Annotated in this window: 10 protein-coding genes; 7 read left to right on the forward strand and 3 right to left on the reverse strand. The window is 43.6% G+C overall.

The window, feature by feature from the left end:
* The 6 genes from AC6I8N_RS26115 to AC6I8N_RS26140 all read left to right on the forward strand — a co-directional run bounded on the left by AC6I8N_RS26115 (position 1) and on the right by AC6I8N_RS26140 (position 7587).
* The gene (locus AC6I8N_RS26115; protein WP_497831720.1) at positions 1–756 is read left to right on the forward strand and encodes a WecB/TagA/CpsF family glycosyltransferase; all 756 of its coding nucleotides are present in this window, start codon (positions 1–3) and stop codon (positions 754–756) included.
* 22 nt (positions 757–778) lie between these two features.
* A complete protein-coding gene (locus AC6I8N_RS26120; protein WP_497831721.1) occupies positions 779–2452 on the forward strand; it encodes a putative phage tail protein in 1674 nt (557 codons plus the stop codon).
* Between the two features lie 34 nt (positions 2453–2486).
* Entirely contained in the window at positions 2487–3893 is a 1407-nt protein-coding gene (locus AC6I8N_RS26125) for a mannose-1-phosphate guanylyltransferase/mannose-6-phosphate isomerase (RefSeq protein WP_497831722.1), read from the forward strand.
* A gap of 12 nt (positions 3894–3905) precedes the next feature.
* Positions 3906–5282, forward strand: a complete 1377-nt coding sequence (locus AC6I8N_RS26130) for a phosphohexomutase domain-containing protein (RefSeq protein ID WP_497831723.1) — start codon at positions 3906–3908, stop codon at positions 5280–5282.
* A gap of 137 nt (positions 5283–5419) precedes the next feature.
* A complete protein-coding gene (gene wcaJ / locus AC6I8N_RS26135) occupies positions 5420–6817 on the forward strand; it encodes an undecaprenyl-phosphate glucose phosphotransferase (protein ID WP_497831724.1) in 1398 nt (465 codons plus the stop codon).
* A 245-nt stretch (positions 6818–7062) separates the two neighbouring features.
* Positions 7063–7587, forward strand: a complete 525-nt coding sequence (locus tag AC6I8N_RS26140) for a hypothetical protein (RefSeq protein ID WP_497831725.1) — start codon at positions 7063–7065, stop codon at positions 7585–7587.
* Between the two features lie 95 nt (positions 7588–7682).
* Here the strand turns inward: AC6I8N_RS26140 and AC6I8N_RS26145 are convergent, their stop codons facing one another.
* Both AC6I8N_RS26145 and pckA read right to left on the reverse strand, forming a co-directional pair.
* Complete coding sequence (locus tag AC6I8N_RS26145) at positions 7683–8675, reverse strand: sugar phosphate isomerase/epimerase family protein (protein ID WP_497831726.1); 993 nt, start codon at positions 8673–8675, stop codon at positions 7683–7685.
* Positions 8676–8957: 282 nt separating this feature from the next.
* Positions 8958–10577 carry a phosphoenolpyruvate carboxykinase (ATP) gene (gene pckA, locus AC6I8N_RS26150; RefSeq protein WP_497831727.1) on the reverse strand — a complete coding sequence of 540 codons (1620 nt, stop codon included), beginning with the start codon at positions 10575–10577 and terminating at the stop codon, positions 8958–8960.
* 217 nt (positions 10578–10794) lie between these two features.
* On the opposite strand from pckA, the gene AC6I8N_RS26155 reads away from it, so the two are divergent.
* Positions 10795–11688 (forward strand): LysR substrate-binding domain-containing protein, encoded by an 894-nt coding sequence (locus AC6I8N_RS26155; RefSeq protein WP_497831728.1) that lies wholly within the window; start codon positions 10795–10797, stop codon positions 11686–11688.
* 28 nt (positions 11689–11716) lie between these two features.
* Here AC6I8N_RS26155 and AC6I8N_RS26160 read toward each other — a convergent pair whose 3' ends face one another.
* On the reverse strand, positions 11717–12592 hold the full coding sequence (locus tag AC6I8N_RS26160) for an MBL fold metallo-hydrolase (protein ID WP_497831729.1): 876 nt from the start codon (positions 12590–12592) through the stop codon (positions 11717–11719).
* Positions 12593–12610: the final 18 nt, after the last annotated feature.

Raw genomic sequence — 12610 nt, forward strand, 5'->3', positions numbered from 1 at the left:
ATGATTAACAAATCTGAATTTAATGGCCTGACCATAAATGACGTCTCTTTACGGCACTTTGTTGATATCGTTCAGGCCAATTTAATAAGTGATGAAGATAGATCAATCAAAGTTGTAGTTACGCCTAATATTGACCATTTTCAACGATTAAGCAGAAATTCTGATACGGCTTTTGTAGAGGCTTATGAACGTGCAGCTTTTCGTTTATGTGACAGCCGTATCGTGAAGATTTTATCTTCTTTAAAAGGTAATAGGATAAATAATGTTGTTCCTGGTAGTGACCTCACCCGTGAAATAATAGCTTCAGAATGGATAAAAAACTATCGTGTAACTATCATTGGCAGCGATTCTGTTAGTGTGAACGAATTAAAAAAACAATATTCGCTTTCAAAAATAGAACATCATAATCCCCCTATGGGCTTTACCAAGAATCCTGACGAAGTTGAGAAATGTGTGGATTTTATACATGAAAGTAATCCTGATTTGGTTTTTTTGGCTGTAGGCTCTCCCGCTCAGGAAATTGTTGCCTGCCGACTGTTAGATAAGTATCAAAGAAAAAATAATGCTAATTTTTTTGTTTTTTGTATCGGTGCATCTCTCGATTTTCTTACAGGCAAGCAAAAGAGAGCGCCTGCATGGATGCAGAAATTAAGTCTTGAATGGTTGTTTAGAGCATTTAGCAATCCGAAAAGATTACTACCTCGTTATATCAAGAATTTTAGTTTTGTTTTGCGCTATTTAATTTCCACCCACTGAAAGATTTTTCTTGGGGCTCCTTATGGAACGTAGAAAGGCTTTCTTGAAAGGTGCTGCTGCAGTGGCTGCAGTCTTTGGCGTGTTAAGAACGTCGGCATCTGATTCTTCTGTTCAGCCATCATTACATCATGATTTAGAGATAAAAAAAGAAATAAAATATGTTTTTTTTAATGATATTGATGAGTTGAGAACATTTGAACCTTCAGATGAAAGAGTCCAGGCTGTTCTTCATGAATATCGGAATGGTAGTGGAAAGGGAGGAGGTGTTTTCTACTATGATAAAAATGACAAGGTGAGTAAGGATGATAATGGAACAGTTATAGTAATTAATAATAAAAGATGGAAGAGGAAATTTGACGGGAACTATCGTCCGGAGTTTTTCGGTGCCATTGGAGATGGTAAAACGGATGATACTAAAGCATTACAGAAAGCGCTAGATGCTGCCATAAATCACAAATTGATCCTTTCTTCATGTATTTATAGATCAAGAAACCTTTATATTAATGGACCGTTAATAATTCAAGGTGCTGGCAGAAGGGTCGAAGCGGCCTTGGTTCCCCTTCCGGATACATCAGGGAATTTTATCTCAATTAACTGCCTTGAGTCACCAACCTTCTATGACCTCACTATTTCAGCCAGAGCAATCACCCTGGAAAATAAACTGACGGGAGTATTCATATCGTCGAACAATACGAAGAAATACTCCCCATCAATCATTATGTATAATTGTAATATCAACAGCTTTACTGGTAATTGTTTATACTCCTCCCATGGCAGACATATGGGTGTCATTGAAAATTGTCAAATTGAGTACTCATGTCTGGATTCAGTGGTTATTAATGGTGTTGATTGGAATATTTCGCATAGTTCGATTGGTTACACAAAGAATGGTAATGGAATTGTTATTACACAGCCGACGTATCGAATCGCTAATTGTGATGTTTATTTTAACAGTGAAAATGGAGTCCTGCTTCAGAGGAATGCTATAAACGGATATTTTTCTAATAATGTAATTAATAGTAATGGGAAGACGGCTATATCTATAGAGTCTGTTTCTCCTAATACCCAAGGGCATATCATTGCTGGTAATTTTTTCTTCAATAATTCAAGGAAAGTCAGTGGGGTATATTCTAATGTCTTTTTAGCGAAGAACGTTGTTGGTGTTAATCTAAATGGAAATACCCATTATTCTTATTCTAAAAAAAGCGAAAGACCCAGATTCCTTTTGGAGTTAAGTGAAGGAGCTGACGCTGAACTTCTGACAGACTTATATGACAACACTAGTTATAGTGAAAAAGTGGTCAGCGTAGCAGATTCAACACTGAATGGAGAGTCTTTGTTCCAGATTTCAAGCACGAAGAAAATTAACAAAATTGTTCAATCTGGACGTGGTGATGCTTTCAATGTCACAGATCTTGAGGGTAATGATGTTTTCAAAATTAATTCATTTGGTTCAATATCAATCTATAACAAGTCTAAAAAACCTGTTGTCATTGAGGTTGATCAGAATGCACAAAACCAGATGAATTTAATGTCAGGATTTTCAGTAGGTGAAAAAGAAACGGAAGGTAATGATGGCTTGTCATATGTGAAAATTGGTCGATTTTTTTTGTGGGATGATTTGGGTGATTCTTTAAGGATAAGTAAATCAGAACCTAAAAACCTACTAGACGGCATTCAACTTTATAAACTTTAACTTATCGTTCGATAATTAATTCATCGAGGTAAAAATGATACTTCCCGTTGTCATGGCTGGCGGAACAGGTAGTCGTCTTTGGCCTATGTCCAGAGAAACCTATCCTAAACAGTTCCTGCGTCTAAGTGGTGAGTTATCAATGTTGCAGGAAACGATCGTGCGTCTAAATGGCCTTGATACCCACGCCCCTTTGTTAATCTGCAATGAACAGCATCGTTTCCTGGCCGCTGAACAATTAAGACAGATTGATCTACCACATAGCGATATAATTCTTGAACCTGTTGGAAGAAATACTGCACCTGCAATCGCTCTTGCTGCACTTCAGGCCGTTAAGAATAATGACGATCCCCTGTTGCTGGTATTGGCTGCAGATCATGTTATAGAAGATAAGAATGCATTTCATGATGTAATAAAGAAAGCGCTACCCTATGCTCACGACGGGAAATTGTGTATTTTCGGTATCGTCCCAACGGCTGCTGAAACGGGTTACGGTTATATCCAACGGGGTGAAATGTATAATGATACTCCAGCTTTTGGTGTTCAGCGGTTTGTAGAAAAACCTAACTTAGAAACAGCTAATGAATACTTTATTAGTGGAGAGTATTACTGGAACAGCGGCATGTTTCTCTTCAAAGCCAAACGGTATCTCGAAGAGTTAGGTAAGTTTCGCCCGGATATTTTAGAAGCCTGTAATAAATCCATGTCGAAACTTAACAGGGATAATTCGCAAGATTTCATTCGTATTGACACCGAGCAATTTAGAACATGTCCGGAAGAGTCAATTGATTATGCTGTTATGGAAAAGACATCCGATGCTGTTGTTATTCCACTTGATGCTGGTTGGAATGATGTTGGATCGTGGTCAGCCTTATGGGAGGTTAACTCCAGAGATGAACGTGGGAATTGCTTAACAGGAGATGTCTTCGTTTCAGATACTGAGAACTGCTATATAAATACAGATGACACTTTCGTTGCCGCCATTGGAGTTGAGAATTTAGTAATTGTTAATACTAAAGACGCGGTACTTATTATTGATAAGACGAAGGTTCAGGACGTTAAGAAAGTTATTCAACATCTGAAAGTTCACAACAGAAAAGAGTTCAGACTACATCGAGAATCTTATCGCCCCTGGGGCCGCCATGATGAGGTTGTTACCGCTCCGCGATATCACGTTAATCGTGTAACCGTAAAACCAGGTGGGAAGTTTTCATTACAAAAGCATCTACATCGTGCAGAGCACTGGGTCGTTTTATCCGGGACGGCTGAAGTGACCTTAGATGACAGAGTTTTTTTACTTACAGAGAACCAATCTACTTTTATTCCCCCTGGAGTGGTTCATATGTTGGAAAACCCAGGGAAGATCCCTCTGGAATTACTGGAAATTGAATCAGGTTCTTACCTGGGCGATGACGACATTATCAGATTAAAAGCTCATTACTAAACGAGAATAAAAATGACTAAAAAAATGACTTGTTTTAAAGCGTATGATATCCGCGGAAAACTGGGTGAAGAGTTAAATGAAGATATAGCTTACCGTATCGGCCGAGCATTCGGTGAATATCTTAAACCGGAAACGGTTGTACTCGGTGCAGATGTCCGTTTGACCAGTGAAACGCTCAAATTAGCTTTAGCCAAAGGATTAATGGATTCAGGATCGAATGTTATAGACTTGGGCATGACTGGTACTGAGGAGATCTATTTTGCTACCTCGTGGTTGAAAGCAAGCGGTGGTATTGAAGTTACTGCAAGCCATAACCCGATAGATTATAATGGAATGAAACTTGTTCGAGAGAATTCTAAACCCATCAGTGGTGACACTGGTTTAAAGGAAATCCAACGACTGGCCGAGGTAAACAATTTTGCTGACGTGAATCCTTTTCAACGAGGTTCTTATCAGCAACATTCTGTCATGGAATCCTACGTCAACTGCCTTCTTGATTTTGTTGACCTTAAAAACTTCACTCGCCCATTAAAAATTGTTGTAAACAGTGGGAATGGTGCTGCTGGGCAGGTAATTGACTCCCTTGAAGAACGTTTCCAAAAGTTCTCAATTCCTGTCGATTTAGTTAAGGTACATCACTCACCCGACGGCACTTTCCCTAATGGGATTCCTAATCCTTTATTGCCAGAATGCCGCCATCATACTAGTGATGCAGTCATTGCCAATCAGGCTGACTTCGGCATTGCTTTTGATGGTGATTTTGACAGATGTTTTTTCTTTGACCACCAAGGCAACTTCATTGAAGGTTATTATATCGTAGGGCTTTTGGCCGCTGCATTCCTGGAGAAAAATCCTGCTGCACGCATTATTCACGACCCCCGTTTAAGCTGGAACACTGTTGACATTGTTACCAGAGCGGGAGGGGTTCCTGTGATGTCGAAAACCGGACATGCATTCATCAAAGAAAGAATGCGTAGTGAAGATGCCGTATATGGTGGAGAGATGAGTGCTCATCACTATTTCAGAGATTTTGCATATTGCGATAGTGGTATGATCCCCTGGCTTCTGGTTGCTGAATTAGTTTCATTACGTGGTTTATCTTTAAATGCTTTAGTCGAAGAGTGTGTTAATGCTTACCCTGCATCAGGCGAGATTAATAGCACTGTTTCTGATGCTCCTGCTGCAATCAAACGTGTACTGGATCTGTATCAATCAGAGGCCAATGTTGTCGATCATACTGACGGCATAAGTTTGGAGTTTGATGACTGGCGTTTCAATCTACGCAGTTCAAATACTGAACCTGTAGTTCGTCTCAATGTTGAGTCAAGAGGAAAGCCTTCTTTGATGCTTTCTAAAACTGAAGAGATTTTATCTGCGTTAAGGCAGTGATAATAATACTAATTGTAAAGTCACACTTCATATTTATCGCGTATTCATTGCACCTATATTAATAGTAAATAGGGTAGGCGTCCTCTTTTTTGTTTTTCCAGTGAGGACGCCATTTCATCACTAATGAGATCCATATCATGACAACATTACAGCATGTAGCTTCCCCCAAACCCAATGTATCATTGATATCTATAGTGCAACGCATATCGGATGTGCTAATCATATTTGTGGGTCTTTATATTGTCACCTCATTTAATAATCAACCCTTTTCTGCCCAATCGCAGTTAATCGCGATGGCTGGTATTTTTATCTTCCAGACGATCAGCGGAATCACTGACTTTTATCGTTCATGGAGAGGAGTGTCTATATCACTAGAGATTTTCACTGTTTTGAGAAATTGGTTGTTAACATTAAGTTTTACATGGTTTATTAGCAGGCAAGTACCAACTTCTTCTTTTATAAATCTTCTTTTCGCACATTGGTTTATTTTAGTTTCTGTCGCATTTGTTGCAAGTCGTACTGGTATTCGTTTACTGGCAGGTATGCTAAGAAAATATGGATATAACACGCGACGTGTTTGCATTGCCGGTAGCATGCCTGCTGGTATCGCGCTACTAAAAAGTTTCGAAAAATCACCATGGCTCGGCTTCGTTGTAAAAGGTGTTTATGATGATGCTTTCTCGAATAACCTTGATGGTGTCCCTTATGCCGGCAACATCTCTAGTTTGGTAAATGATGCGCGTGAAGGGAAAGTTGATCGTGTTTATATTGCAATGAACATGAAAGATGAAGCTCGTATCAGTGAGTTGGTGAGACAGTTGACCGATACGACTTGCTCTGTTTTATTGGTACCTGATGTTTTTACTTTCAATATTCTGCAATCGCGTACAGAAGAAATTAATGGTGTTCCTGTTGTGCCATTGTTCGATACACCTTTTATAGGAATCAATCGTATTTTTAAGAGAGTTGAAGATATTCTGGTGTCTGGATTTGTTTTGCTTCTTATTTCACCTGTATTATTAACTATAGCTTGTGCCGTCAAGTTAACGTCTCCAGGTCCTGTTATTTTCCGACAGACTCGTTATGGAATGGATGGCAAACCAATATCTGTATGGAAGTTTCGTTCTATGTCTGTAATGGAAAATGGTAGCGCTGTTACACAGGCGACAAAAAATGATCTCCGTGTTACACCTATTGGTCGTTTCTTGCGCAATACCTCGTTGGACGAATTGCCGCAATTTTTCAACGTATTTTTTGGTCACATGTCTGTAGTTGGTCCACGGCCACATGCTGTTGCGCATAATGAGCAGTATCGTTTTCTTATTCAGGGGTATATGTTGCGTCATAAAGTTAAGCCAGGTATTACTGGACTTGCTCAAATAAAGGGATGGCGTGGCGAAACTGATACTCTTGAGAAAATGCAGAAACGAATTGACTTTGATCTTGAGTATATTCGTATGTGGAGTGTCTGGGTAGATTTGAAAATAATCTTTCTGACTATATTCAAAGGGTTTATCAATAAGGCTGCTTATTAATAATCATGCCCAAACTTTACTTGATGTGAGGTGATATCATGTCAAATCTACGTGCCTGGTCATTAGTTGTGGGGTTTTGTGCCACAGTTTGGTTTACATTAATAGTATTGCTCTTAACAGGCTTGCATTACTTATAAATATGGCCATTTGCAAATTTAATTCGAATTTTACAGGTAATCAGTGTTCCCAATTACAACTGATTAGCTGAATTTTTATCTCGCAATGATATATTTAATGGTGACATTGTGATAAAAAAAGATCTATTTCTCATGCAGCTACATAATAAGTTTATAGGTTCTGCAATTGATGGCTTGTTGCATAGTATCAATCGCCCAAGGCAATTTTATATTGTTTGTGATATTCATCATTTTTTGGTTTTATTGAGTCGTGGTGATATCAATTCCAGAACAAAGAATGTCGTCTTGATTTTCAATAATGAACTGGAAGTTTTCATTCTTCAGTCAATCTGTAATGTCTCTTTCTTCGCTCTTGATGTGCGGAGTTATGATATATTCGATTTTTTTAAAGGTACTAAGGAATTCAAGAAAGTAAAACCCTTCAAGGAAAAAGACGACAGCGCAAGAATGCGTGTTTTTCTGCTTATTCTTCGCGGCTGGGACGATGAACGAATTTGCGAGACATTACTCATTACACTTAAAAAATTACGAGAGTACAAATCACAGCTCACCTATACCTTCTTTGAAAAAAGAAGAAACCTGTTTTATCTGACTCTTAACGGCTTTCTACAGACAGAAGTCATGGCAGCATAATGAGTATGTCAGGCGGCTCTTAGTAGCCGCCTGCTCACCATTCACGGATTCTATGTAGTAAACCGCTTCTTCTTGGTAATAAAACCGTTATCCCATCACTCCTCAATAGCCGTCAGCAGCGCATTCTGAATAATCCTCTGCGCCAGCAGCGGATTCTGCTCCACCTGTGCAGCCTGCAACGCCACAATATCTAACTTATCCAACGCACGATACACATGCTTCAGAAACCGAATCGACAGGTTAGCTGCTTCCACATTATCCTCGCGGAACGGGAACTGATCCAACTGCCAGACACCCTGCCAGTTATTGATCTTCAGTACGTAAAAGAACTCGAAGATCTCCGTCATATGTACCGTTCCCACCACCAGGTCATCATCCCAGCCGCGTAGGTTATCGTTCACATCCATGCCGAACAGGCGGCCATGATCGATAATCAGTTGCGCGGAACCGGCAGGGGACTCTCCGGCAAATAAGGCATGACCGAAATCCAGCAGGATACCCACATTATCCAGCCCCATTTCCTCAATACCCAGTAATGTACGTGCAGCTGAGTCCCAGGTCATTTTTACCCGAGGCTCACGCGGTTTGTATTCAATGGCAAATTTAACATCAGGGTTCGCACTCGCCAGCTCGCGCATGCCATCAACCGCCAGTCGCCAGAGATTTTTATGGTCGACCTGGAATGGATAATCCCAACCATCCTGACCTGGCCAAACCTTGACATAGTTAGCCCCTAATTCGCGTACTACACTGGCGGCTTCATGCATCAGTTCAAATGCCTGTTTGCGCAAAGTCGGGTCCGGGTTAGTAAATGCGCCCCGTGAAAAACGGCGTAAGTAAATCTCGGGGGTAACACCGATAGCTTTTAAGCCCGCGTCCGCCAGGGCCTGTTTGACATCGCTGACACTGACACCTTCAGTAAAAGGATAGGGGACATCAACATACGATAGATCTTCTACGGTGCCAGCGATGCGAATCTGTTCCAGCGTACTCAGCGCGGGTCCATAACCATCCACCGCATAGCGGTCAACATAGTTAGCGAAGTGCCATAAGCCCGCGCCAAATTTTGGGTAGTTCCAGGTACTCATAAGATGTTCTCCTTAAACCTTAAAATGATCATATTGAGAGAGTCGCTACGAATACTGATGCCGTAATTCAGATGCTCTGAATATATATTCACAAGTGGTTATATATTCTATTGTGCGGGTATTGTATGGTTTTCATCCAGCCTGAAAGGTTGAAATTGCAGAGGGAATCACAAAAATTCTGAGTTCAGCTGGGGATATGAATGAGGGAATTCGTGGGGCATACAAATCGGCAAAAATCTGCCTCTACCCGCCAGTGCTTGCGTCCTGGCGGGTATCGTTTAACTACTCTACACTCGGCCCCGCCAGTGCAATACGGGCACCTTCCGGGGTTTGCGCATATTGACTGAAGTTAGCAATAAACAGGCTGGCGAGTTTGTCTGCTGCATCGTGCCATTGTTCCGCGCTTGCCCAGCCGTTGCGTGGGTCAAGCTGGTGAGACTCCACCTCTGGCACAGCATCCGGGATCAGCAGGCCAAATACCGGCAGGGTGTTATCACCGAGAACGATACTGTCGTCCAGAATGCCACGAATAATATTGCGGGTATCTCGCAGAGAAAGTCGTTTACCTTCGCCATTCCAGCCGGTGTTGACCAACCAGGCTTCAGCACCGCTTTCCGCCATTTTCTCCGCCAGCACTTCCGCGTATTGTGTCGGATGCAACATCAGGAAGGCGGCACCATAGCAGGCAGAAAAGGTTGGGGTAGGTTGGGTAATACCACGTTCCGTCCCGGCCAGTTTAGAGGTAAAGCCAGACAGGAAGTGGTATTTCATCTGATCGGTCGTCAGTCGTGATACGGGCGGTAACACACCAAAACCGTCTGCCGCGAGGAAAATCACTTTGGATGGATTGCCCGCACGGGAAACCGGTTTAACGATGTTTTCAATATGTGCCAGCGGGTATGAAACACGGGTGTTCTCGGTTTTGCTGCCGTCGGCATAATCGACTGAACCATCTTCACGAACCACCACGTTTTCCAGTAACGCATCGCGGCGAATAGCACGGTAAATCTCTGGCTCTGCCGCTTCGCTCAGATTGATGGTTTTGGCATAGCAGCCGCCTTCAAAGTTAAAGACACCTTCGTTATCCCAGCCATGCTCATCATCACCAATCAGCTCGCGCAGCGGATCGGTGGAGAGGGTGGTCTTACCGGTGCCGGACAGACCGAAGAACAAAGCCACATCGCCCGCTGCGCCACGGTTGGCGGAACAATGCATAGAGGCGATACCGCGTTGCGGCAGAAAATAGTTCATCACTGAGAACAGGCCTTTCTTCATTTCTCCGCCGTACCAGGTGCCGCCAATCAGCTGCATCTTTTCGGTCAGGTTAAACGCGACGAAATTTTCAGAGTTGAGACCCTGCGTCTGCCAGTTCGGATTGGTGCATTTTGACCCGTTCATCACAATAAAATCAGGTTCAAAATTTTCCAGCTCTTCTGCTAAAGGCGGGATAAACATGTTTTTCACAAAGTGAGCCTGCCAGGCTACCTCGGTAATAAAGCGCACCGCCAGTCTTGAGTCATTACTGGCACCGCACCAGGCGTCCACCACGTAAAGTTGCTTGCCAGATAACTGGTTTGATACCAGATGACGCAGCTCAGCCCACACCGACGGGGAAAGTGGCTTGTTATCATTACGGCCAGTACCCGCGTCAGACCACCAAACGGTATCTCTGGTTAGCTCATCACGGACAATATATTTGTCCTTCGGCGAGCGGCCGGTAAATTCACCGGTATCGACCGCGACCGCCCCGGAAGCAGTCATGATGCCGCGTTCATAGCCGTTAAGCGTTGCCGAGGTTTCATGTGCGATAAGCAGGTCATAATCGGGGTTGTAGATCACTTCGCTTACGCGGGTGATCCCTAAATCTGACAGGGCTGTTTTAATCTTCTCAGAGCTGGACATGTTATACCTGACTGATTGCTGGCTGAATATTGGGCTGCATAGCACTGCGGCCGATAGTTTGTTTGATAGTTAACTGAGCTGTTAATGAAATGGCGCAGTTCAGTTATGCAACTGTTCAGGATACTAGCACCAACATTCAGATGCATTGATTGCATAATTTCTATATGCCATGCATAATTTGCATGGCGACAAATAAGATTTTGTGAGAATCAGCGCGATGGTCAGTAATCTGGAAGTGAAGTGGTTTTATGATGTTATCGCTCTGGAAGAGACACGGAGCTTCACGTTAGCCGCTGAAAAGCGCAACATTTCCCAGTCTTCATTCAGCCGTCGTATTCAGTCGCTGGAATCAGCGATTGGCTTCGCCATTTTCGACCGCAGCGTTAATCCATTGCAGCTTACCCGCCAGGGTAAAAGTTTTGTCGGTTACGCGCGCAATATGCTGGATGATATGGATTACCAACTGAATCGGATCAAAGGACTGGACAATTTCCGTCAGAGTATCAAATTCGACGCCGCTCCCTCACTGTCGGTTTTGTTGCTTCCGACGTTAATTGCCGGTTTTGCCGATAGCGCTGAAAGGATTCACTATGTTGAATCCATCAACGTGGATGAGGCGGTATATAACCTCAAAGAAGGGAAAAGCGACTTTATTCTCACCTTCTACAACGAAGAGTTTATGAATTACCCCTTTATCCACCACAAAATATTCGACTCATTTTTGCATCTGGTTTCACCCTGTGATGTCGACGGCAGACCGTTGTTTCGGCTCAACGACGGCGGGTTGCCATTGATGAAATATGCCAACGACAGTTATATGGGCCGTCAGGTGAATCAGGTGATCGATAAAATCCCTGACAATACCTTTACCCTCAGCTTCGTCTCCTCGATGAGTGAGTTGCTTAAACGTATGATTGTAAACGGGCATGGGGTGGGGTGGTTGCCGCAATATTCGATTCAGCGTGAACTGCGTGAGGGCAAGCTGATGATTCTGGATGGCACCTTGTCGTTACCGATCTCGGCCTATGTGTATCGGTCGGGCGCGAGGCTGAATCTGGCAGCGGAACGTTTTTGGCAACATATTAAATCGCAGAATATCCGGCTGGTGTAGCGGCGCGATTTATCGCGCCACCCATTATTTAAATCACCGGTGACCAGAGGTCATAGTTGAGTGCGAAGCTATTGCCCTCGCGTACCACCTTACCGGTAGTTGGCAAGTTAAAATGCATTCCGCTGACGGCAAGGTTGTCACTGGCGGCGCGATCCAGCAGTTGGCTGCGAACCTGCGCGGCAGCGGCGGGATCGCTGTCAAACGCGATGGTGACCTCAGGTTGTGTTACCTGGATATGTGGGAAATGCACAATATCACCCCAAATCAACAATGATGCTTTCTCATCGCCAAGCAGATACCCGCTATGTCCCGGTGTATGCCCAAACAGCGGTACGGTCTGAATGCCCGGTAAAATCGCTTCCTCGCGGAAAGGCACCAACTGTTGGTGGTAAGCGCCAAACGCATTACGCGCCAGCTCAAAATAGGGACGAAACCCATCCGGGGCGCTGGCCGCGATGGTTTCATCACGCCAGAACGCTAACTCCTTTTCATGCACAAACAGCTGCTGCACATTCCGAAATAGCGGCGTCTGCAAAGGCGCCGCGAGCCCGCCAATATGATCAGGATGTGCATGGGTCAGCAAAATGGTGTCAATCTGGAGTGGGTCGATCCCTGCTGCCGCCAGCGCCACCGGCAATCTGCCGCCCCAGCCTTTAATTCCGCCAGCACCGCTGTCGATCAGGATGGTACGCTGCGCGGTCTGAACCACATACACGTTGATGTTGATGCGCGGGGCGACCGGTGCACCGCGTCGCTGGAGTAACGCCTCGGCTTTTGAGCCATCAATGCCTGATAGCAACTCAAAGGAAACATCGAGATAGCCATCACTCAGCATGGTGACGAGCATATCGCCGACTTGTTTACGATTAATTGCCGGTGCCTGCCAGTTTGGTTGCATATTCATTCAGTAGTCCCTGATTTC

This window comes from Pantoea sp. X-Soil-TKNS-1279, assembly GCF_059730565.1.

Excerpts from the sequence above, each read along its gene's own strand:
- AC6I8N_RS26115 (WP_497831720.1), top strand. The coding sequence starts at position 1 with ATGATTAACAAATCTGAATTTAATGGCCTGACCATAAATGACGTCTCT.
- AC6I8N_RS26120 (WP_497831721.1), top strand. The coding sequence starts at position 779 with ATGGAACGTAGAAAGGCTTTCTTGAAAGGTGCTGCTGCAGTGGCTGCA.
- AC6I8N_RS26125 (WP_497831722.1), top strand. The coding sequence starts at position 2,487 with ATGATACTTCCCGTTGTCATGGCTGGCGGAACAGGTAGTCGTCTTTGG.
- AC6I8N_RS26130 (WP_497831723.1), top strand. The coding sequence starts at position 3,906 with ATGACTAAAAAAATGACTTGTTTTAAAGCGTATGATATCCGCGGAAAA.
- wcaJ (WP_497831724.1), top strand. The coding sequence starts at position 5,420 with ATGACAACATTACAGCATGTAGCTTCCCCCAAACCCAATGTATCATTG.
- AC6I8N_RS26145 (WP_497831726.1), bottom strand. The coding sequence starts at position 8,675 with ATGAGTACCTGGAACTACCCAAAATTTGGCGCGGGCTTATGGCACTTC.
- pckA (WP_497831727.1), bottom strand. The coding sequence starts at position 10,577 with ATGTCCAGCTCTGAGAAGATTAAAACAGCCCTGTCAGATTTAGGGATC.
- AC6I8N_RS26155 (WP_497831728.1), top strand. The coding sequence starts at position 10,795 with ATGGTCAGTAATCTGGAAGTGAAGTGGTTTTATGATGTTATCGCTCTG.
- AC6I8N_RS26160 (WP_497831729.1), bottom strand. The coding sequence starts at position 12,592 with ATGAATATGCAACCAAACTGGCAGGCACCGGCAATTAATCGTAAACAA.